We start from the raw sequence: 21,672 nt of genomic DNA on the forward strand, positions 1-21,672 counted from the left end.
GCTACTTGCGGCGCGCGGTCCTCGCTATCGCCACAAGCTCTTCTTCCAGCGCTTCCGCGGCCGGCGGCGAATCGGCGCTCATCAGCCGCCGCTCGAGCTCGCCGGATCGCTCGAACACCCGCGCTAGAGTGCTCGAGTCCCACTGGCCAACCAGCTTGGACACCAGGTCCTTATCCTTCCAGAACACCGATTTGCCTGCTGACGTCACGGCGTCATGGGGCCGCTCGCCGCGGTCCACGCGGGCGCGGATTGGCGCGAGCATCAGCAGCCTACGTTGAAGCGCCCGGATGACCGAAATCGGCTCCGCGTCTCCGGCACTGCAGTCCAGCTCGTGGGACAGCCGGACGGCGTCGCCGGAGAGCGCGAGATCGCCAAGCTTCATCGAATCGCCTTCCGCTCCGGCACCAATCTCGTCGAGGACGTCGCGATCAATCTGCTTGGGCGCATCAGCACTGGCGTTCGCATAGAGGGCGAGCTTGGCCAGCTCCTGCGCGACGATGCCGCGCTCGTTGCCGGCAAGCGATGCGATGCGCGCGGCAAGCCCCGGCGCTAGCCGCAATCCTTCTTCGCGTGCGAGGTCCTCGACCACTCTCTCGGCCTCGCGCTCATTGAGCTCGTAGGAGATGTGCGCAAGCGCCAGCGGGTGCGCTTCGGTCAGCTTGACGAGCGCAGACGTCTTGCGGAGCGCCCCCGCGATCGCGATCACAGGGCTTTCGACAGCCGCTGCCTCGAGCAGTGCCGCGACCGCGGGCTCGATCTCATCACCCGCCGGCTCGATCCACAAGGCGCGCCTGTCCCCGAACAGACCGATCGCGGACGCCTCGTCGGCGAGCAGGGCAGGGTCGGACTTTGCTGCCTGGGCGGGAACGACGAACTTTTCCGCCGCGAGCCCCTTGAGCAGCCGGTCGGCGTGGCCGCGCGATTGGCCCTCGTCCTGGCCGTAGAAAAGGTAGAAACGTATGCCGCTATCCGGCTGGTCGAGCGCCCGCCCAATCGTTCCCTTCGCCGACTTCACCGCGGCTTGCCCGCGCGGGTTGCGTATAGGGCAAGCCGAGCGACGATCTGATCCGCGACATCGTCGGCAAGGCGCTCGGCAGCCGTCTGCTCGGCGGCAACGGTGGCATATTCGGAGCTGACGACGTCGATTCCCGCGTCCGAGCCGGCTGTGGCGTCGAGGACAACCTGCCCGGTCGACGCGCTCACCAGCTGGTAGCGCGCCCGAAGCGTCCGCCGCTCACGAGTCACGGCGCGGTCGCCTCGGATCCCGAGTCCGATGATCGCATCGTCGAGCTGGACTTGCAGGCGGTACGCCGGCTGCGCAGTGCCGGCTTCGCCGAGCCGCTCCTTGAGCTTGTTGAATACCAGCCAGCCGTTGCGGCCCTCAATCGTGTCGACGCTGACCTGGCGAAGAGATCCGGCAACGACTCCCGAGGATCCGCCGGCATAGAGCGGGTGGAGCGCGCATCCCGGAAGGACCAGGATCGAAGCTGCAATGAGGAGTCGGAGCATCAGGCGACGATATTGACCAGCCTGTCCGGCACCACAATGACTTTGCGCGGGGCGGTGCCGGCGAGCTGCCGCTGGACCTTCTCGGAAGCGAGCGCCAGCGCCTCCGCCTTTTCTCGGTCGAGGCCGCGCGGGGCGGTCAGCGTGTCGCGAAGCTTGCCGTTCACCTGAACCGCGATCGTGACCTGGTCCTCGATGAGAAGCGCAGGATCGAATTTAGGCCATTCGGCATTGGCGACCAATCCCTCTTGCCCCAGCGCGCTCCAGCATTCCTCGGCCAAGTGCGGAGCCATCGGCGAAGCCAGCTTCACCAGCGCACGGACGGCGTCCGATCGCGTTGTGGAAGGCGCGGCCTTTTCAACAGCGTTGACCAGTTCGTAGAGGCTCGCCACCGCCTTGTTGAACTGAAGGCCGTCGATCGCCTCGCCAACCGCGGCAATCGTCCGGTGAAGCTTGCGCTCCAGCGCCTGGTCCTCGCCCTCGCCGACGCTTGCGGCGGTCGCGAGCTTCCACACACGCTGGACAAACCTGGCGGCGCCCTCGATCCCGCCGATCGACCATTCGAGGTCGCGCTCCGGCGGGCTGTCGGATAGCATGAACCAACGCACCGCGTCCGCTCCGTACCTGGCTACGATCGGCTCAGGGTCGACGGTGTTGCGCTTCGATTTGGACATCTTCTCGACCCGGCCACGCTCCACCGCCGCGCCGGCGGCATCGGCCAGCTTGCCCTTGCCGTCAGCCGAGACTTCATCAGGAGCGAGCCAGCGTCCGTCGGCCGTGCGGAATGTCTCGTGGGTCACCATCCCCTGGGTGAACAGCCCCTTGAACGGCTCGTCGATTCCGATCCGCCCAATCCGCTTGAGCGCGCGGGTCCAGAACCGGGCGTAGAGCAGGTGGAGGATCGCATGCTCGACGCCGCCGATATATTGGTCGACCGGAAGCCACGCCTCCGCAGCGGCGCGGTCGAACGGCTTGTCGACAGGTTGGCTCGCGAAGCGGATGAAGTACCAGCTCGAATCGACGAACGTGTCGAACGTGTCGGTCTCGCGAAGCGCTTCGCCCCCGCATTTCGGACAGCTCGTTCGTCGCCACCCTTCGTTGCGATCGAGCGGATTGCCCGGAAGCTCGAAGCTGACGTCGGCGGGTAGGACCACCGGCAGCTGATCGCGCGGGACCGCGACCGCTCCGCACTTGGAGCAGTGGATCATCGGGATCGGCGTGCCCCAGTAGCGCTGGCGCGAAACGCCCCAGTCGCGAAGCCGGTAGGCGGTCTCGCGGCTTCCCCAGCCCTGCTCCTCGGCGCGGCGGATCACGGAGTCCTGCGCTTCTTCGACCGACAGGCCGTCGAGGAATCCGGAGTTGACGATAACCCCTTCGCCCGGCTCGGCCTCGTCGCCGATGGGCGTGTCCCTGTCCTGGTCTGCGCGGGCTACAACCCGCCGGATCGGCAGATCGTATTTGGTGGCGAATTCGAAATCGCGCTGGTCGTGCGCTGGCACTCCGAACACGGCACCGGTCCCATATTCCATCAGCACGAAGTTCGCGATCCAGACCGGCAGCCGCCACTCGCCCTGAAGAGGATGGACTGCCTCGATGCCGGTGAAGAAGCCACGCTTCTCCTGAGTCTCGACCTCGGCCGCGCTCGTTCCCCCTGCCTTGCAGTCCGCGATGAACGCCGCGGCGTCCGGGTTCTCCGACGCGACCGCCTGGGCGAGCGGATGGTCGGGAGCGACGGCGACGAAGCTCGCCCCGAAAATCGTGTCGGGACGCGTCGTGAACACCTCGATCTCGGGAGCGGCGAGAAGACCGGCCTTGATCCAGGGATAGTCGGCATCCGCGCCTTCGCCGGTCAGCTTGAAGCGGAAGCGGAGGCCGCTGGACCGGCCGATCCAGTTCTCCTGCATCAGCTTCACCTTGTCCGGCCAGTCGTCGAGCGTCTGCAGGCCGTCGAGAAGCTCGTCGGCGAAGTCGGTGATCTTCAGGAACCATTGCGACAGCTTGCGCCGTTCGACCTGGGCGCCCGATCGCCAGCCCTTGCCGTCGATCACCTGCTCGTTGGCGAGAACGGTCATGTCGACCGGGTCCCAGTTAACCTCGCTCTCCTTCCGATAGACCAACCCGGCATCGTACAGGTCGAGGAACAGCGCCTGCTCGTGCCCGTAATATTCGGGATCGCAGGTCGCGATCTCCCGGCTCCAGTCGAGCGCGAAGCCCAGCCGTTTGAGCTGGTCTCGCATCGCCGCGATGTTGGACCGGGTCCAGCCGCCGGGATGGACCTTGCGTTCCATCGCCGCATTCTCGGCCGGCATTCCAAACGCATCCCAGCCCATCGGGTGCAGGACCTCGAAGCCCTGCATCCGGCGATAGCGCGCGAGGACGTCGCCCATCGTATAATTGCGAACGTGGCCCATGTGGATGCGCCCCGACGGATAGGGGAACATCTCCAGCACATAGGCCTTGGGCTTGGGGCTATCGGTGTCGGCGATAAAGCAGCGCTCGTCGTCCCAGCGCTTTTGCCAGCGGACATCCGCAACGGCCGGATCGAAGCGGCCGGTTCCGGTCATGGTTCGATCCAGTTCTTATCCAGGGACGGTGGTTCGGCGGATGTCGCGGGCCCGGGTCAGGATGATATCCTCGAGCTTCTGGACGGTCGCGGCAGTGACGGGCGCCGCCACCCAGGTCCCGTTCTGCTGGATCTGCCTCGACGCAGCGACTCGAAGGGCGTCAGCGCGAAGGTCCTGGGCGAGGATGGTCACAGTCAGCTTGACCCGCTCGCCCGGCGTCTTCGGGTTGGCGTACCAATCGGTGATGATCACTCCGCTGTTGGCGTCGGCCTGAAGGAGCGGAGCGAAGGAAACGGTGTCGAGCGCCGCCTGCCACAGATAGCCGTTGACGCCGATCGTGGTCATCCTCGAGGGGGCCAGCTGCGTAGGAAGGTTGCGGTTGCGGGCACAACCGGATGCGGCCAGTCCGGTAATGATCAGCGCGGCGGCAATCAGCTTTAGGCGGGACATCGGCGATCCTCGAGAGTGGCGTTGCGACGGCGTTATAGATGCTGCCGTCGAGGCCGCAAGCGGGGGCCTTCGGGAAACGCCTTGTGGTTCCGGTGCAACAGACTCGCGCCGAATCGAGTCGGTCATGGAACCTTCAGCTTGCCCGGCCTATATGCATTCGCGGAACAGGGAGTTGCCGCTAGTGAGTCGCGTCGGCGTCACTGCAGTCACCATCGCCCTTGCGCTAGGCGCAGCGGGCCTTTCCCTGTCGCCCGCGTTCGCCGACTCGAGCGGGCGGCCACCGGCGATCTCGCTCAGCGCCAGCCAGGATTTCCAGTTCACTCCGGCTTCCGCCGACCCGCGGCTTGCGGCGGCTTTCTCCGGACGCGCAGCTTCGCTCGGCGACTTCAAGTTCACCCCGGCGGCAGCCAAGGGCCGCCCGTCACAGGTGCGGGTCGCGATCCGCGCCCATGCCAGTTCGCCGCAGGAGCTTGCTTCGAACAGCTCGGGCTCGCCGGTCAACGCACTCGCTCCCGTCAGCTATAACCTCGGCGTTGCCGTCGGCTGGCGCCGCTTCGCGATTGCGGGCGACGTGGGCAAGGTCAAGCCGGCCGGCTCACCCGTCGACGGCCGCGAGAAGGCGATGGTCGGGGTCAGCTATTCGCTTCCGCGCTTCACCGGACGAGTGGCCGTTTCGGCCGACCGTGGCGAGGGGCACGCTGCTCCGGCGCTCCGCGATCCCGACAATTACGCGCTCGACGTCGCGGGCTCCTACGCGCTGACCCGTCGCCTCTCGGTCACCGGCGGGGTTCGCTACAAGGTCGAGCGCGACCGGCTGACCACGCTGACCGACAATCGGGTCGACAGCCAGGCCGTCTACGTGGGCACCGCCTTCAAGTTCTAACTTGAGCGTTTGGACCTGCTTCGAGCCCAGGCCCCGATTCCTGCCCAACCCTGAAATCCCAGCGCCTTCACCAGCCAGAACCGCCGCTCGCTCATTCCGCCGAGGGCAATGACGGGCGCCTTGGCAAGCTGAATCATCGCTGCTGCGCGCATCCTCGGCAGCGGCCGCCAATCGGGATGGCTAGCGGTCGGAAAGACCGGCGACAGGAAGATCAGCGGTATTTTCGCGAGGTTGGCTCGCCGCAACTCGCGCATATTGTGGACGCGAGCCCCGCCGCCCTCCGCCTCGTCGCTTATTGTGAGACCGCGCGTTGCCGCAATTCTGCGAAGCTTCGCCAGCATAACCGACCGCTCCCGCTTCGAAAGATCGCGGCAGAGCAGGAGCACGCCGGTGCCGGGCGGCAGGCGGCGAACGGTCCGCCAAGCGGATTGCTCGTCCCGGTCGAGTGCCAGCCATTGGCGGGGAGTCTGGCGGCGCTTCATCGGCCTTCCTATAGCGCCTTGCCATGAGCAGCGCCGCCGACCGACGCCGAAACGTCCTTCAGACGATCGTCTCGGCTGCAAAGCTCGCAGGGCGCGAGCCGGCTGACGTAACGCTCGTTGCCGTCAGCAAGACCCGCACCATCGGCGAAATCCGGGAATTGATCGAGGCAGGACAGCGCGACTTCGGGGAAAGCCGGGTTCAGGAGGCGCTCGACAAATGGCCGGTACTGCTGGCCGCGCATGACGATCTCACCCTCCACTGCATTGGCCGCCTTCAGTCGAACAAGGCGGCCGAAGCGGTGCGGTTGTTCGGCACCATCCACTCGCTCGACCGCCTGTCGCTACTCGAATCCCTGGTGAGGGAGGCGGAGAAAGCGAACCGCTGTCCAGGCGTCTACGTCCAGGTGAACATCGGCGAAGAGGAGCAGAAAGGCGGCTGCGCAATCGATGAGGTGGCCAGCCTGGTATCCGCGGTCCGCCAATCGCCGCTGCCGCTCGAAGGCCTGATGTGCATTCCTCCGCTGGGCCTCGAGCCTTCGCCATTCTTCGCTTTGCTGGCGAAGATCGCCGGCGAAAACGGAGTCGCGGGGCTCAGCATGGGAATGTCCGCCGATTATCGCGCCGCCGTGACGCTCGGCTCGACTGCCGTCCGGGTCGGGACCGCGCTGTTCGCCGACTAAGGCAGGTGCCCGCTCTTCTCGCGCTTTGTCGCGAGATAATCGGCATTGTGGGGATTGGCCGGCATGTGGTGGCCCACCCGCTCGGCAACTTCGATCCCAGCCTTCTCCAGCCCCTCCACCTTTGACGGATTGTTGGTGAGCAGCCGCACCTCGGAGATGCCGAGCTCACGAAGGATCGCCGCCGCTTCCTCATAGTCGCGCTCGTCGTCGGCGAAGCCCAGCCGCAGGTTCGCGTCGACCGTATCGAAGCCGCGATCCTGAAGCGCATAAGCGCGGACCTTGTTGCCGATCCCGATCCCACGCCCTTCCTGCCGGAGATAAAGCAGCACTCCGCCGTCCGCAGCCGCGATGAGTCGAAGCGCCGCCTGGAGCTGTGGGCCGCAGTCGCATTTGAGGGAACCGAACACGTCCCCGGTCAGGCATTCGCTGTGCAGCCGGACGAGCGGCGGCTTGCCGCCGAACGCTCCGACGATGAGCGCGACATGCTCTTCGCCGTCGGCAGCGCGGAAGACCGCAATCTGCGTCTCCGGCATGTCCTCCAAAGGAAGCCGCGCGCGCGCCACCAGCGTCACTTTGGCCGAGCTGGCGGCCACGATGTCTGCGTTGACCCCCATTACGTCCGGCGCATCGTCGAATACCCAAAGCGCCGGGAGAAGTCCCGCCAGCCGCGCCAGCTTCAGCGCCGATTTGGCTTCGTCACCCCGGTCGAGCGGAAGCGGCGCCAGCGGTCCGGTCGGCGCCCGCTCGCCGTCGCGTCCCGGATCGCAGATCGCCCGAGCCGCGTCGGCGTCCAGCCATTCCGGCCGTTCGAGCAGCACCGGTTCAGCTGGGTCGGCCGCGTCGAGTCGGTTGGCGAGCGACAGCGCCGTGGCCCGCCATCCGCTGATCAGCAGGGAGCGGGCGCCAAGAGTATCGAGAGCGTCCAAGTCGGTCGTTTCGACCGATGCGACCGTCAGCGGGTTGGCGGAAAGAATTCGCACCCGCCGCCCGCTCTTCAGCGCGGCGATCGCCGACCGAAGCTCGGACCGCTTGGTCAAACAGCCAGCTCGCAGATCAGCGGAACGTGATCGGACGGGCGCTGCCAGTTGCGGCAGGGCTCGAGCACCTGATGCGCGCTGAGATGATTCGCCAGTTCCGGCGACGCCCACATATGGTCGAGCCGGCGTCCGCGGTCGTTCTTCGTCCAGTCGCGCGATCGATAGCTCCACCAGGTAAAGCAGCGCTCCGGCGCAGGGACGAAGCGGCGGCCGATGTCGATCCAGTCGTGCGCCTGCTGAAGCCGGGTCAGCGCCTCGACCTCGACCGGCGTGTGGCTCACGACGTTGATGAGCGCCTTGTGGCTCCAGACATCGCATTCGAGCGGAGCGACGTTGAAGTCGCCGACGATGACCGTCGGCTCTCCGAGCGTCTCCGACCAGCGGGTCATCCGCTCGATGAAATCGAGCTTCTGGCCGAACTTCGGGTTGAGATTGCGGTCGGGGGTGTCGCCGCCCGCAGGAACGTAAACATTCTCGAGGCGGATTCCGCATTCAAGCCGGACGCCGATGTGCCGCGCTTCGCCATTGTCCTGCCAGTCATGCTTGCCGGGGTCCTTGAGCGGCACGCGGCTCAGGATCGCCACCCCGTGGTGCATGCGCTGGCCGTTGAGGGCGTGGTGCACGTAGCCCTGCTGGAGGAACAGCTCGGCCGGGAAAATGCTGTCGAGGACCTTCGTTTCCTGGAGGCAGAGAATGTCGGGCTGCTGCTCGCGAATCAGCTGCTCGACCAGCGCGATCCGCGCTCGAACCGAGTTGATGTTCCAGGAGGCGATTTTCAGGCGCTTGGTCACGTCAGCCGCTTAGCCTGTAGTTGAGCAGAAGAAAAAGGAGGGCCCTGCCCGTCAGCCAAGGGAGGCCTTTTCTGCTCTGCCGCGGAAGAGCAGGAAAAGGCCCTCGCTCCGGGGGCTTGGAACGAGGGCCGACCTAGCGTTCGTCACGCAAGGGATCGCCGCGGCAAGGGTAACAGGGGGAAACCCCAAGCCAATGCGGCAACCTTCTATTTTTTACGCTTCGTTACCTGACGCCAGAATGAACAGGTTTTGATCTGCTACGTTTTTCACCGCGCCTTTCGCTTCGGCTCGGCGTAGGTGAACGCGCTGGACGGCACCGCGGCATTATAACGCTGGTTCGACAGCTTCACGATCGTCTGCTTCCCCTGCGCGTCGACAGCGGTCCAGCCATAGAGCATCAGCCCGCCCGGAGCGCCGCCCTGGCGGATGAAGGCGAGGATCAGCTTTCCATATTCGTTATGCGACGGATCCATCGCCCGGACGACCACGACGTTCGGATCCTCGCTGCTGACGATCCGCGCGATGCGGTCGAGATCCGGATTGGAGGAGAGCAGGATTCCAAGTGGCGTCTTGTTGAGGTCCCAGCTGGATTTCTGCCCGACATCATAATCGATGAACGTCAGCTTTCGTCCGTCGGCGACCAGCAGGACATTTACGCCCTTGCCGTACTGGAAGCGGATCCGCCCCGGACGCTTGAGCTGAAGAGTGCCGGACAGCGACCGGCCCTTGGAATCGGTCTGGACGAAATTGGCGGTCATCGAGTCGACACCGCTGAGGTGCGACTTCACCAGCGCAAGGTCCGACGACTTGGCGGCGTGGACCGCGGCGACCGGCGCAGCGACCAGGGCGACCGGAACCAGCGCGCGCGCGAAGATGGTTGAAAGGGACATGTCGAAGCTCCTGAAAGGATTTGGCCGGAAACTGGCGTTTCGCAATTGAATGCGCTCTGAACCTTACGGTTCCGCCACGTTCAGCATGGCGCGCCGGTCAGATCGCGTGACCTTCGGGGTCGATCAGTACTTCGCGCCGGCCGACGTGGTCGGGCATCCCGACCTTGCCCTCCTTCTCCATCCGCTCGATCAGCCGGGCTGCGCTGTTGTAGCCGACCCGGAGTTGCCGCTGCAGATAGGAAACCGACGCCTTCTGGCTCTCAGCGACGATCTGGACCGCCTTTCGGTAGAGCTGGGTTTCGGGATCGTCGTCGCCGGTCGGCTGGCCGTCGAACAGGTAATCGCCCTCTTCTGGCTCCTCGGTGACCGCCGAGACATATTCCGGCACCCCCTGCTTGCGCCAATGCTCGGCGACGGCGCGCACTTCCTCGTCAGACACGAACGGCCCGTGGACGCGAAGGATCTGCTTGCCGCCCGGCATGTAGAGCATGTCGCCCCGGCCGAGCAGCTGCTCGGCGCCCTGCTCGCCGAGGATCGTCCGGCTGTCGATCTTGCTCGTCACCTGGAAGCTGATCCGAGTCGGCAGGTTGGCCTTGATCACCCCCGTGATCACGTCGACCGACGGTCGCTGGGTGGCCATGATCAGGTGAATCCCCGCTGCCCTCGCCTTCTGCGCAAGCCGCTGGATCAGGAACTCGACCTCCTTGCCCGCGGTCATCATAAGGTCGGCGAGCTCGTCGACGACGACGACGATCTGCGGCAGGACCTCGTATTCGAACTCCTCGTCCTCGTAGATCGGCTGGCCCGTCGAGCTATCGTAGCCGGTCTGGATCCGCCGCTTGAGCTTCGAGCCCTTCGCCTTGGTGTCGCGGACCTTCTGGTTGAAGCTTGCGAGCGAGCGGACTCCGAGGTTCGCCATCCTGCGATAGCGGTCCTCCATTTGCTCGACCGTCCATTTCAACGCGCGGATCGCCTTGCCCGGCTCGGTGACGACCGGCGCAAGCAGGTGCGGGATGTCGTCGTACATGCTCAGCTCGAGCATCTTCGGGTCGATCATGATTAGCTTGCACTGGTCGGGGCCGTAGCGGAACAGCAGCGACAGAATCATGCAGTTGAGCCCGACCGACTTGCCCGATCCGGTGGTGCCGGCGACGAGCAGGTGGGGCATCGGCGCCAGGTCGGCGATAACCGGGTCGCCGGCGATATTCTTTCCGAGGATCAGCGGCAGCGACATGTCGCCGTCGCTGAACGAATCGCTTGCGATCAGCTCGGACAGGACCACCGTTTCGCGGCGTGCGTTGGGAAGTTCGATTCCGATCACGCTGCGACCAGGGATGATCGCCACTCGGGCCGAGATCGCCTGCATGTTGCGGGCGATGTCATCGGCGAGCGCAATGACCCGGCTCGCCTTAATCCCGCTCGCCGGCTCCAGCTCGTACATGGTGACGACCGGGCCCGGGCGAACCTCGACGATATTGCCGCGGACGTTGAAGTCCTCGAGCACCGCCTCGAGAATCTTGGCGTTGCGCTCCAGCGCGGCGCGGTCGATCTGGGTCTTGGCCTTTTCGGTAACCGGGGCGAGAAGCCCGACGTCCGGGAGGACAAAGCTATCGCCAAGGGCGAGGCCCGGCTGGATCCCCGGCCTCCGAATTCCGCCCTTGGAGCGCGCGGGAGCGGCTGCCGGTTCGGTGACTGCGACTGCGGGCCGTGGCTTGGGCGGTGCGGCGATTGCCGATCGATCATCCCTGCGTTCCTCGGTCTTGCGAGGCAGCGCCTTCCTTTCGGACGAGCGGGAGAAGAGGCCCGAGAACCACACACGCTCCTCCTGCGACAGGCCAAGTGCGATCCAGCCGAGCAGGAGGCCGGCGCAGGCAAACAGGACGAGGAGGCCGATGCGGACAGGCTCGATGAAGCGGGCGTCGGGAATCAGCGCCACGAGCGCCCGAAGGCCGTTGGCTGCAGCAAGCGCGATTGCTCCGCCCCAGCCGCCGGGGAGACCGGACACCGCGGAGCCGCTGGTGAGGCTGAGTGCGACTCCGACGAGCAAGGCGGCGATGGCCGCGAAGAGAAGCGAGCGGCCTGTGCGCTCCAGGTGCGCAAGGCGGATCATTCGAAGGCCGGCAATGGCTACGACGGGAAGGATGAGGACGCATCCGATGCCGAGCAGCAGAAGCGCGAGGTCGCTTCCGTAGGCGCCAACCGTGCCCAGCCAATTCTCGGGCGCTCCGCCGGCAGCGGTGGTGAAGGACGCGTCCGTGCTGCTGTGCGAGATCAGCGCGGCGGTCGCAGCCAAGGCGAGCGCAACAAGGAGCGCACCCATGCTCCGCCGGGCAAGCCTTCGGATCGACTCGCGCAGACGGTCGCGCCAGTCCGGTCCAAGCTCTTTTGGCCGCGCTGCAGCCGTTGCCATCTTCCCACCCTTAAATTTCCGCGCGCTTAAAATGCCTTGTCCGGGAGTCACCGGTCAAACGCTTTCTTGACGTCACGCTCGCAATCAGGCGGCGGGAGGGCTAATCGGCCACGCATGGACCGTGCGGACGTCATCATCCTCGGCGGCGGGCTCGTCGGCCTGGCGCTTGCAGCGGCGCTGGATTCCAGCGGACTTTCGGCGATCGTCGTCGACCCCGCCGATCCCGACCAACGGCTGGACGCGGCGTTCGACGGCCGCACCAGCGCTGTTTCGTCGAGCTCGATGCGGATGCTCCAGGCGACCGGCGTCGCCGACCATTTTCCGGCGGCGGGCTGCCCGATCCGGAAAATCCAGGTCGCGGACGGCCTCGAGCCCGGCGGACTGGCCTTCGACCCGGGCGAGGAGGACGAGCCGCTCGGCTGGATGCACGAGAACCGCCATCTTCGTGCCGCGCTTCGGGCCCGCGCCGAGGCCGGCAAGAACCTCTGGCTTCTGTGGAAATCGAAGATCGCGAGCGTCGAGCGCGGCGAGCACGGAGTCACGGTCGCACTGGAGGACGGCCGCCAGCTCGCAGCGCCTCTGTTGATCGCAGCCGACGGCCGAAACTCGCCGATGCGAGAGGAAGCGGGGATCCGCGTCGCCCGGTGGCGGTACGATCATATGGCGATCGTGTCGGTGCTCCATCACGAGCTTGCGCACGACAATGTCGCCTATGAGATCTTCTATCCGGGCGGGCCGTTTGCCCTCCTGCCGATGACCGACGACAAGAAGCGCCACCGCTCCGCGATCGTCTGGTCGGTGAAGAAGGACGATGCTCCGGGGCTTCTCTCGCTCGGTGACGACGATTTCGCGGAGGAAGCGCGCCACGCGATGGGGGGCTTCCTCGGCAAGATAAAACTCGCCGCGCGACGCTCGACCTATCCGCTCGGCTTCCATCATGCGGCTCGGATCACCGATCACCGGCTGGCGCTGATCGGCGACGCCGCTCATGCAATCCACCCGATCGCCGGCCAGGGGCTCAACCTCGGCTTCCGGGATGCAGCGGCCCTGGCGCAGGTGCTGGTCGAGGGAGCCCGGCTCGGACTTGACCTCGGCGACCGCCAGTTGCTCGACCGCTACCAGCGCTGGCGCTCGCTCGACTCCCTGATGGTGGCGATGGCGACCGACGGCCTCACCCGGGTCTACGGGATCCGGGGGCGGACGGCTTCGGCCGTCCGGCGGTTCGGAATGGGGCTGATCGACCGGATCGGGCCGATCAAGGACCGGCTGATGAGCGAAGCGCGCGGCACAAGCGGCGACCTGCCGCTCCTGCTCCGCGGTTTGCCGATCTAATTACTGCAGGGTCGGTTGAAGCTCGCTGTTTCCCTGGCTCAGCCGGAGGAACTGCATGAGCTGCACCAGCAGGTCCGTTCGCGCATCCAGCGTCTCCGACTCGAGTAGCGCCTGCTTTGCCGAAACGTCGAAGGGCGCGACCTGGGCGATTGCGTTGACCAGCATCTCGTCGTCGAGCCGGCTCACCGCCGACCAGTCGACCGCCAGCCCCAGCGCGTCGCCGAGCCTGCGCGCCTCGCGCTCGACCTCTGCGCGCTCGACCATCCCGAGCGGCTCCGGCTCGCGGTCGTCGAAGGCTCCGACGTCGAGGTCGGCGTTGCGGTAGGGAGTCTCCAGGTCGACCTCGCTGATGATCCGGAATCGGTTCGATCCGTTGAGGACGATGTTGAACCGGCCGTCCTCAAGCTCTTCCAGGCCGACGATTTCGCCGACGCAGCCGACCGGATAGATCGGCTGCTTGCGGTCGTCTTCGACCTCGACGAGCTGCGGCTGGACGATTGCAATGCGTCCGTCGCCGTCGACCGCGTCGCGAACCATCTCGCGATAGCGCGGTTCGAAAATGTGAAGCGGCAGTTGCGCTCGAGGAAACAGGATTGCCCCGGCGATCGGGAACAGGGGCGCCCGCATCGGGAGCGCGCCGCTCACGTGAACAGCAAGGCCGAAAGGCGGCGTCGCTGGGCCCGTGCCCAGCCGTCCTCGAGTCCCTGCGCCTCGATGAGCTGGAGGAGCCGCTTTCGCGCGGCGCCCTCGTTCCATTCCTTGTCGCGCTCGATGATCCCCAGGAGCTCGTCCGCTGCGCCGTCGCGGTCCCCGCCGGCCATTCGCGCTCCGGCGAGGTCGTAGCGCGCCTGAAGGTCGTCGGGATTCGCCGCGACCTTCTTCTCGAGTTCCGCGGCGTCCGATCCGGCTCCGGCCAAAGCGGTCTCGAGCGCCGCCCGCGCCCGCCCGATCGCCGGATCGCTTGCCATTTCCGCAGTTAGGCCGTCGAGCGTAGCCTTCGCTTCGTCGAGCTCTCCGCCGGCCACGAGCGACCGGACCAGGCCGCTCGCAGCTCCGGCATCCTCAGGCGCCATGTCGCGCACCTGGCGGAAGATTCCGGCAGCGCGCTGCGGATCGCCTCCGGCGAGCACCTCTTCGCCCATTGCCAGGAGGGGACCGATCTCGGCGGTTTTCGGTGCGGCTTCCCCGGTTACTCCGAGCTGAGTGAGCAGCTGGTCGAGGACCTTGGCGATCTGCCCCTCGCTTCGATAGTTGGTGAGGTCGGCAACCGGCCGCCCCTGATAGAAAGCGTAGACGGTCGGGATCGACTGGACCTGGAACTGGGCAGCGATGATCTTGTCGGCCTCGACGTCGATCTTGACCAGCTTGACGCCCTTGTCCGCATAATCCTTCGCGATCTTGTCGAGCACGGGCGAAAGCTGCTTGCAGGGCCCGCACCACTCGGCCCAGAAGTCGAGCATCACGAGATGGGTCATCGACGGCTCGATGACCTCGCTCTCGAGCTTGGTCACCGCCGCGCGCTCGGCCTCGCTCATTCCCAAAGTCGCCACGCTGGACCTTTCCTACTCGTGCGGGCGAGTCATATGGCGCGGCGGGGCGCCGGTCACAAGACGATGTGCGGGCGCTTGCAGCGGGGGCTTGGCCCATGCTAGGCGCCCGCCACCTCGCCGCCGGTCCGGCGGCTCAGCGCCAATCGAGCGGGCGTAGCTCAGGGGTAGAGCACAACCTTGCCAAGGTTGGGGTCGAGGGTTCGAATCCCTTCGCCCGCTCCAGCGTTGACGCTAGGCAGTCCGAGGACTGCCGAGGACAACGCTCAAACCCTCAGTCCTTTTCGCCCTGCTCCTCGATCGAATGCAGATCGCCGTAGAAGCGGGTTCCGACTAGCCCTTCCACAAGCGCCGACGCGCGGCCGCCGCGGCCTTGGCCGTCGGAATCGAGGTCGAATTCGGCGACCGTGATCGGCGGCAGGTTGGACTGCTGAAGGGTCGCGTTGAACGCGGCAAGGTCCTTCGCCTTGAACGCCTCGAACTCGGATTCGACGTCCCTCAGCTCGCGGTCCAGGGCGTCGAGCCGGTCGAGCATATACTGGGGCGGACGGCCCTCGGTCGAGGTGATCCCGCCGTAAACATCGTCAACATGCTCGCGAAGCCGCTCTTCGCCGGTAATCGCCCCGCCTTCCTTGGTCGCGACGACTTCCTTTCGAAGGTCGTCGGCCCTGGCGGACAATTTGGTAGCAGCGGCCTTTAGCGCGGCCGGCGTAGTCTCCTTCTTAGCGAGCGAATCGGCGCCCGAGCGGACACTGTTGATCTCGCCGACCAGCTTGCTCATGCGCGCGAACAGCCCCTTCGCCCGCTCCGCGGCCGCAAACTGCGCCTGCCGGTCGGCCACGGTGAACTTCGCTCGGTTGTCGAGCGTGACGGTCAGCGGCTCGGTGGTCACCTGCCCGGCCTTGGTCAGCCGGATCGTGTAATTGCCCGGAAGGAAACGCTCGCCCTGGGTCGAAGCCCCGCCGAGCGATGCCGCTGGCGGAACCACCGGCGGCTTGGTGCGCATCGACCAGGAGACGCGGTTGAGGCCGACGCGCCTCGAAACGGGGATCTCGTCGATCACCTTCCCGGACGAATCGAGCACTTCCATCTTCATCCTGCCGATAACGTGCCGCGCCTTCTGGTAATAAGTGATGACGGCGCCCGGTGCCGGGTTTTCCCCGGCGTAGCTGGCGTCGCCCTCGGCCCAGCCGCCATTGCCCTGAATCCGCTGCTGGACCGGAGCTCCGGGGATCAGGGCGACGGTGCTTGCGAGCGTTTCGGACGTCAATTTGCGCAACGGGCTGATGTCGTCGACGATCCAGATTCCGCGACCGTGGGTAGCGAGCACGAGGTCGTCGCCCCGCCCGAAAGCGAGATCGCGAACCGCGACGTCGGGGAAGTTGTCCGGCTTGAACTTATTCCAGGTCCTGCCGGCATCGAGCGAGGCGTAAAGGCCGAACTCGGTGCCTACGAACAGGATGTTCGGGTCGACCGGGTCCTCCTTGACCACATGCGCATAACCCCGGACCCCCGGCGTGCCCGGCCCGATCAGCCGCTGCCAGGTCCGTCCGTAATCGGCAGTTCGGTAGAGGTACGGGGCCAGGTCGCCGGACGTGTGCCTGTCATTGGTTACGTAAGCGACGGCCGGGTTAAACCGGCCCGCCTCGACCCAGCTGATCCAGTTGCCCGCCGGAAGCTTCAGGTTCTTCGTGACGTTGGTCCAGTTCTGCCCGCCGTCGCGGGTCAGCTGGACGTTGCCGTCGTCGGTCCCGACCCAAATCTGGCCGGGAGCTCGCGGGCTTTCCGAGATCGAGTAGATCGTCGTGTTCATCTCGGCGGCCGAATTGTCGACGGTGATCCCGCCCGACTGCTCCTGCCGCTGCCGGACCGGATTGTTGGTCGTCAGGTCGGGCGAAATCCGGTCCCACCTGGCGCCATGGTCGCGGCTCCGGAAGAGGAATTGTGAGCCGATGTAGATCGTGCCCTTCTCGTTTGGCGAGAGCGCGATTGGCGTATTCCAGTTGTACCGGAGCTTCTCCTTGTACCCGCCGCGCGGCTTGATGTCGGTCGCTTCATGAGTGTTGCGGTTGACCCGGCCGATGTAGCCGCCCTGCGCTTCGGTATAGACGAAATTCTCCGGGTCCGCCGGATCGGCCCAGGTCCAGAAGCCGTCGCCACCGTAGAGATTCTCCCAGCGGTTGTTGGTGATTCCGCCCGGATATTCGCTGTCGCCGACCCAGTCGCTATTGTCCTGGAGACCGCCGTAGACCTGGTACGGGTCCTTGTTGTCGACGCTGACGTGATAAAATTGGCTGATCGGCAGGTTGTTGCTCTTGATCCACCGATTGCCGCCGTCGACGCTGATCCACAGCCCGCCGTCGTCGCCGCCGACCAGATGTTTGGTGTTGGTTGGGTTGATCCACACGTCATGCCAGTCCCCGTGCGACGATCCGGCGGTGTTGGCGAAACTCTTTCCGCCGTCTTCCGAAACGATGATCGAATAGCCCATCTTGAACAGGCGGTTGGAATCCTTGGGATCGACGACGATGTTGCCGAAGTAGAAGGGGCGCCACACCATGCCCTGGCTCGCGTCGCGGGCTTTCCAGCTCTTGCCGCCGTCGTCCGAGACATACAGCGCGGAGTGGACGTTCTCGATGAATGCGTAGACCCGCTTGGGGTCGGACGGCGCATATTCGATCTCGAGCCGGCCCCAGGGTTGCGGAGGAAGGCCGGCACGGTCGGTCGAGTTCAGGTAGGCCCAGCTGCGGCCGCCGTCGAAGCTTTCCGCGAAGCGGCTTCCCGACGGCTGGTCGGGCCCGTTGCCGCCCGAGCGGAACTCATAGGCCTTGCGGCGGAAGTCCCACGTACCCGCAAGCAAGTGGTTGTGGTTTGACGGGTCGATCGCGACTGCCGAGCAGCCCGTCGACAGGTTCGCTCCGGCTAGCGCGATCGACCAGGTCCGGCCGCCGTCGCTGGTCCTGTACAGGCCGCGATTGGGCGAATCCGACCACAGGGGTCCGGGCGCGCAGGCGTAGACGGTGTTGCTGTCGGACGGGTCTACGACGATCTTCGTAATTCGCTCTGTCCCGCCGAGGCCCATCCGGGTCCAGGTCTCGCCGCCGTCGGTCGATTTGTAGATGCCGTCGCCGACGGAAACCGAGTTGCGGGTCCACGGCTCACCGGTGCCGGCCCAGACCACTTCCTTGTTCGACGGGTCGAGCGCAAGCGCTCCGATCGATTGGACGTCCTGCCTGTCGAAGACGGGCTTGAACGTTGTCCCTCCGTCCTCGGACTTCCACACTCCGCCCGAGGCTGATCCGACGAAGATGGTGACCTTGCCGTCGGCTTCCTGGCGGGCGGCCAAAGCCGCAACCCGGCCGGACATCGCCGCCGATCCGATATTCCGGATTCCAAGACCTGAGATTGCAGCGCTGTTCGCGGTCGGCGGGACCGTCGCGGCGATGGAGGGGGCGGCGATGATGGCCGCGGATGCGAGCAAGATTTGACGGAGCATCACGGTCACTCCCCCTTCGGCGGCTGAGAGGAATCCTGGGGCTGGGTGGCGGGCGTTGGCGGCTGCTGCTCAGGCGGCTTGTTCGATGCGTCGGGCGGAGCGCCGCCGATCATCGCCGACGAGGGGCCGGCCGGCTGGGTGAACAGGGCAGGAGTGACCGGCGGGTTCGCCTCCGCGCTTTCGATCAGCACGCGCTGGCGCTGGTTGGACTGGCCCTGAGACCAGCTTTCGAGCGACATCGGGAAATAGACTCCGTCCACCTTCTCGTAGTCGCCGAGCTCGGTTTCGGTGGTCTGCGGAGCGCCGCGAATCCGGCGCACCTCGGTCATCTTGATCTCGAGGAACGTGTCGGGATCGAGAAGGTAGGTGAACTCGTCGCCGTCCTTCTGCGTGACCTTGAGTTTGTAGGCCGAGGTCCCATCGAAATTCTCACGGCCAAGGTAGGCGATGGTGCTTCCGTCCTTGCGCGAGTCCTGCAGGACACCGTCGATTCGCGACGAGTCAGCCATCGACCGAGCTTCGTCCGCCGACATCGTCTCCGCGTCCTTGCGGCCCTGGAAGGGATTGATCCGCCAGGCGGTTTGGCCGTCATAGCCCTGCATGTAGGTTAGGCCTTGGACATTGCCTTCCATGCGCGCCTCGATCCCGTCGCTTCCGCCGCGTGCGCGGATTTCGCCATAGGCGAGCTCGAAGTCGCCGGGAAAAATCAGCTTACCGTGAAGGGCGATCGCCTTGATCGCGGCCAACGCCTGGGCGCCGCCTCGGGCTTCGAGATTCTTGTCGAGAAGACTTTGCGCGGTGACGTCCTGAGCGTGAGCGGGAATGGCAGCCGACACGCAAAGCGCGGCTGCAAGCACGTGACGAACGGCCATATCTACTGCCCCCTGGATAGGCGGCGAGCATGCGACCGGCACCGGAACGAATCAAGCTTGGGGAGGCGCCGAATCCGCTGTCCGTCGAAAAGGGCAGCGTTTTCGTCAGACCAGCGGCCGCTCCCGAAACCATTTGGTGATGATGAACTTCACGCCTTTGCGCACCTTCATCCCGTGGTGGAGGGTAGCGGGGTTTGGGGCTCCGTCGGCAAGGAGGTTGTTCCAGGCGAGCAGCTTGCCGCGCTCCGGGTGGACGGTCTTGCCGATGGTCTTGAACCGTGTCGCTCCGCCGTCCTCCGGATCATTGAGGTAGAGCATCGCCGTCCAGGTCCGCTGCCCGCCGGCGGCGGTGTGGACGTAATAATCATAGCTCCCCGGGTTGAACGTGTCGGTGTGGGCGCGGAATTCCTGGCCGACCGCGTAGCGCTGGCCCTGGATCGGCTCGCCGAGTGCCGGGTCGAGCCCTAGCAGGCCGACAATCCTGCAGTCGACGTCAGCGACCACCGCGTCGCCTGAATCGAGGTCGCAGGTTTCGCTCGTTCGGAAATTCGCGATCCCGCTGTCGTCGGCGATGGTCGACGGCCGTCGCTGGCTGTCTATCCGCTCGATGATCGCGTCGCAGAGCTCGGGGGGAAGGAAGTCGCGGACGATGAACAGGTCGAGGCTGGCGCTCGGCACCTTCTGAACGCCGGGAGTGCCGGCGAGGCGTTCAGCCACTGCGGAGGAGTCACAGCCCGTAGCCGGACCCTTTTTGCATGTCGTGCTGAGTGATCACTGCTTTCACCACGTTGTTCATCAGTTTCATCCGAACCGGCAGCGGAGTGGAAGTCTTCTTGATCATCACCGCAACCGAATAGGCGCGGCCGTCCGGGGCGGTCAGGATTCCGATATCGTTATAACCCGCCTGCACTCCGTCGAGCTCCTGGCCGGTCCCGGTCTTGTGGCTGAGCGTCCAGCCGGGCTGCAGCCCGCCCTTGAGACGGTTGGGGCCGGTGTGGGTGTTGCCCATGATGTTGAGCAGCCGAGCCGTTGATTCGGGCGACAGGAGCTCGCCGCGCTTCAGGCGAGCGAGTGCGGCGACGATCGCGCTGGGCGAGGCGCCGTCATAGGGATCCTCGATGTAGCGGTTCAGCGCGGCCCGGCGGACAGAGCGCGGCAGGGCGTTGCGAGCCTCGAAGAAGGCGTTGCCGACCGAATAGCTCTGCGACCACAGGAGTCCCGCGATCTTGCTCTGGAGCGCACGCTCGCCGTCGTAGAATCGGATCGCGCCGAGGCGCTTGTCGGCGATCATCTTTCGAACCGCGGCCGCTCCGCCCACCGAGCGCATCAGCTTATCGTTGGCCGTATTGTCGCTGGTGGTGATCGCACGAACCATCAGGTCGGAAAGCGTCGTAGTGTAGCCGCCACCCAGGATCAGCGACCGGATCGGCTGGTGGAACAAGGTCAGGTCGGACCGGGTGAGGGTAACCCTGTCGTCGAGCCGCACCCTCCCCTTGTCGACCGCGTCGAGCGCGGTGAGGGATACCCAGAGCTTGGACACGCTCTGCTGCGGATAAAGCTCATTGTCCTTCCAGCCGGTTTGCCACCCCTGGTCGATCGACCTGACGGCGATTCCGACACGGCCGTCGAAGGCGTTGCCGAGCGCATCGATCCGGTCGCGAAGGTAGGCGGGTGCGACGGGCGCTCTTGTTACCGGCTGGGCGACAAGTTGCGCCGCCTGCGCCTGCCGCTTCACCGGCGCCGGCTTCGGCTGCTCGACGGACCGGATCGTCGCGGCGCCGATTTGGGTCATCCCGGCCAGCGCAAGTGCCAGCCCGACACGGCTCCAAAGTGACGTCATGAGCTCAAATTCTCCCACCCTCTTCCGCTATTCTCAATGGCTTAGCAGCGCGCTCCTGAACCGTCGCTGTGTGGCCGGCGAGAAGAATCGCACAGGCGATTCTCCCTGCCAACCCCTCAGGACGGGTCGGAACGTCCGAGCAGCGCGGTGGATTCGATTTCGTCGAGCGCTCGGTGGGAGGCGACGTAGCGGCGGGCGGAGTTGATCCAGTCGCGGGCGCGCGGCGCTCCGGGAAGGCGCATCGTCTCTGCAAGGGCGGAATCCACTTCTCCCGACATCAGGTGCGCCAAAGCACGCTCGTACCGTGCTTTAGGCTGGCTGGACGGACGGTCGGAGCGATGGACGGTGATCAGCGACGACAGGCCGCGCTGCACGCCAGTCCAAAGACCCTCGTTCGGCGGCGGTCCGATCAGCTCCGGCTCGAGGTCCTGGAACTGGCCGATCAGCTCGGTAAGCCGAACCGGCGACCGCGAGGAGGTGACGATCGTCGCTACCGCTTCGGGATGATCCTTTCCGAACCGGTCCACGAGCAGCGGCTCGAGATAGCCGAGCGCGACTCCGCGCTCGATCGCACGGCGTGCAGCAAAGGCTATGAGGAGCGCGTCGGCGCGGCCGGCAGAGCCTTGCGCCTGGGCGCTCTCGCTCTCGACCCGCTGAAGCCGCGCCTGGAGTTGGCCTATCTGGTCAGCGATGGCGGGGTTGAGGGTTGAAGTCGGATGCGGCTGGACCGGCAAAACCAGCTGTTGCGGCGGAGGCGCCGGTGCGGTGACTCCAAGCACGCGCGCAACCGACTGGTAATGGGCAAGCGCCCAGGTCGCTGCAGCCGCGCCGACCAGCACGAGCACCAGGCCGATGAGGAGCCGCGCTCCCCAACCCATTTCGCTTCGGCCCG

19 protein-coding genes and 1 tRNA gene are annotated in these 21,672 nt (G+C 65.8%); 4 read left to right on the forward strand and 16 right to left on the reverse strand.

Annotated elements, in window-relative coordinates; all coding sequences use genetic code 11:
* Position 1: 1 nt before the first annotated feature.
* From holA to LZ519_RS08870, 4 genes are read right to left on the reverse strand one after another with little or no spacing between them, the layout of a single operon-like run.
* A complete protein-coding gene (gene holA, locus LZ519_RS08855) occupies positions 2-1,015 on the reverse strand; it encodes a DNA polymerase III subunit delta (protein ID WP_249868315.1) in 1,014 nt (337 codons plus the stop codon).
* Positions 1,012-1,509, reverse strand: coding sequence for an LPS assembly lipoprotein LptE (lptE, locus tag LZ519_RS08860; protein ID WP_249868316.1), 498 nt, complete (start codon positions 1,507-1,509; stop codon positions 1,012-1,014). The genes holA and lptE overlap by 4 nt, the downstream gene beginning before the upstream one ends.
* Positions 1,509-4,070, reverse strand: a complete 2,562-nt coding sequence (leuS, locus tag LZ519_RS08865) for a leucine--tRNA ligase (RefSeq protein ID WP_249868317.1) — start codon at positions 4,068-4,070, stop codon at positions 1,509-1,511. The genes lptE and leuS overlap by 1 nt, the downstream gene beginning before the upstream one ends.
* A gap of 15 nt (positions 4,071-4,085) precedes the next feature.
* On the reverse strand, positions 4,086-4,520 hold the full coding sequence (locus tag LZ519_RS08870) for a DUF3576 domain-containing protein (RefSeq protein WP_249868318.1): 435 nt from the start codon (positions 4,518-4,520) through the stop codon (positions 4,086-4,088).
* A gap of 181 nt (positions 4,521-4,701) precedes the next feature.
* Between LZ519_RS08870 and LZ519_RS08875 the strand changes: the two genes are divergently transcribed.
* Positions 4,702-5,403, forward strand: coding sequence for a hypothetical protein (locus LZ519_RS08875; protein ID WP_249868319.1), 702 nt, complete (start codon positions 4,702-4,704; stop codon positions 5,401-5,403).
* Here the strand turns inward: LZ519_RS08875 and LZ519_RS08880 are convergent.
* Positions 5,400-5,885 (reverse strand): thiamine phosphate synthase, encoded by a 486-nt coding sequence (locus LZ519_RS08880; protein WP_249868320.1) that lies wholly within the window; start codon positions 5,883-5,885, stop codon positions 5,400-5,402. The genes LZ519_RS08875 and LZ519_RS08880 overlap by 4 nt on opposite strands.
* Before the next feature lie 23 nt (positions 5,886-5,908).
* On the opposite strand from LZ519_RS08880, the gene LZ519_RS08885 reads away from it, so the two are divergent.
* On the forward strand, positions 5,909-6,565 hold the full coding sequence (locus tag LZ519_RS08885) for a YggS family pyridoxal phosphate-dependent enzyme (RefSeq protein WP_249868321.1): 657 nt from the start codon (positions 5,909-5,911) through the stop codon (positions 6,563-6,565).
* Here the strand turns inward: LZ519_RS08885 and ribA are convergent.
* The 4 genes from ribA to LZ519_RS08905 form a co-directional block, all read right to left on the reverse strand.
* On the reverse strand, positions 6,562-7,602 hold the full coding sequence (ribA, locus tag LZ519_RS08890) for a GTP cyclohydrolase II (protein WP_249868322.1): 1,041 nt from the start codon (positions 7,600-7,602) through the stop codon (positions 6,562-6,564). The two genes, LZ519_RS08885 and ribA, sit on opposite strands and share 4 nt — an antisense overlap.
* Complete coding sequence (locus tag LZ519_RS08895; RefSeq protein WP_249868323.1) at positions 7,599-8,393, reverse strand: exodeoxyribonuclease III; 795 nt, start codon at positions 8,391-8,393, stop codon at positions 7,599-7,601. Before LZ519_RS08895 ends, ribA begins: the two co-directional genes overlap by 4 nt.
* 266 nt (positions 8,394-8,659) lie before the next feature.
* Positions 8,660-9,283, reverse strand: coding sequence for a LolA family protein (locus LZ519_RS08900; RefSeq protein WP_249868324.1), 624 nt, complete (start codon positions 9,281-9,283; stop codon positions 8,660-8,662).
* Positions 9,284-9,380: 97 nt separating this feature from the next.
* Entirely contained in the window at positions 9,381-11,693 is a 2,313-nt protein-coding gene (locus LZ519_RS08905) for an FtsK/SpoIIIE family DNA translocase (RefSeq protein ID WP_249868325.1), read from the reverse strand.
* Positions 11,694-11,807: 114 nt separating this feature from the next.
* On the opposite strand from LZ519_RS08905, the gene LZ519_RS08910 reads away from it, so the two are divergent.
* On the forward strand, positions 11,808-13,025 hold the full coding sequence (locus LZ519_RS08910; protein ID WP_249868326.1) for an FAD-dependent monooxygenase: 1,218 nt from the start codon (positions 11,808-11,810) through the stop codon (positions 13,023-13,025).
* On the opposite strand, the gene LZ519_RS08915 is transcribed toward LZ519_RS08910, so the two are convergent.
* The gene (locus tag LZ519_RS08915) at positions 13,026-13,670 is read right to left on the reverse strand and encodes an LON peptidase substrate-binding domain-containing protein (RefSeq protein WP_348539390.1); all 645 of its coding nucleotides are present in this window, start codon (positions 13,668-13,670) and stop codon (positions 13,026-13,028) included.
* Positions 13,667-14,560, reverse strand: a complete 894-nt coding sequence (locus tag LZ519_RS08920; RefSeq protein ID WP_249868327.1) for a tetratricopeptide repeat protein — start codon at positions 14,558-14,560, stop codon at positions 13,667-13,669. The genes LZ519_RS08915 and LZ519_RS08920 overlap by 4 nt, the downstream gene beginning before the upstream one ends.
* A gap of 162 nt (positions 14,561-14,722) precedes the next feature.
* Between LZ519_RS08920 and LZ519_RS08925 the strand changes: the two genes are divergently transcribed.
* Positions 14,723-14,797, forward strand: a tRNA-Gly gene (locus LZ519_RS08925).
* A 49-nt stretch (positions 14,798-14,846) separates the two neighbouring features.
* Here the strand turns inward: LZ519_RS08925 and LZ519_RS08930 are convergent.
* The 5 genes from LZ519_RS08930 to LZ519_RS08950 form a co-directional block, all read right to left on the reverse strand.
* Positions 14,847-18,068 carry a WD40/YVTN/BNR-like repeat-containing protein gene (locus LZ519_RS08930; RefSeq protein WP_249868328.1) on the reverse strand — a complete coding sequence of 1,074 codons (3,222 nt, stop codon included), beginning with the start codon at positions 18,066-18,068 and terminating at the stop codon, positions 14,847-14,849.
* A 5-nt stretch (positions 18,069-18,073) separates the two neighbouring features.
* Positions 18,074-18,940: a hypothetical protein gene (locus LZ519_RS08935; protein WP_249868329.1), complete on the reverse strand. Its 867-nt coding sequence runs from the start codon at positions 18,938-18,940 to the stop codon at positions 18,074-18,076.
* A gap of 105 nt (positions 18,941-19,045) precedes the next feature.
* Positions 19,046-19,657 carry a prolyl hydroxylase family protein gene (locus LZ519_RS08940; RefSeq protein ID WP_249868330.1) on the reverse strand — a complete coding sequence of 204 codons (612 nt, stop codon included), beginning with the start codon at positions 19,655-19,657 and terminating at the stop codon, positions 19,046-19,048.
* Between the two features lie 10 nt (positions 19,658-19,667).
* The gene (locus LZ519_RS08945; RefSeq protein ID WP_249868331.1) at positions 19,668-20,780 is read right to left on the reverse strand and encodes a serine hydrolase; all 1,113 of its coding nucleotides are present in this window, start codon (positions 20,778-20,780) and stop codon (positions 19,668-19,670) included.
* Between the two features lie 116 nt (positions 20,781-20,896).
* Complete coding sequence (locus LZ519_RS08950; protein ID WP_249868332.1) at positions 20,897-21,658, reverse strand: MICOS complex subunit MIC60; 762 nt, start codon at positions 21,656-21,658, stop codon at positions 20,897-20,899.
* Between the last annotated feature and the right edge of the window lie 14 nt (positions 21,659-21,672).

The sequence above is a fragment of the Sphingomonas anseongensis genome (assembly GCF_023516495.1).
Taxonomy (GTDB): Bacteria; Pseudomonadota; Alphaproteobacteria; order Sphingomonadales; family Sphingomonadaceae; genus Sphingomicrobium; species Sphingomicrobium anseongensis.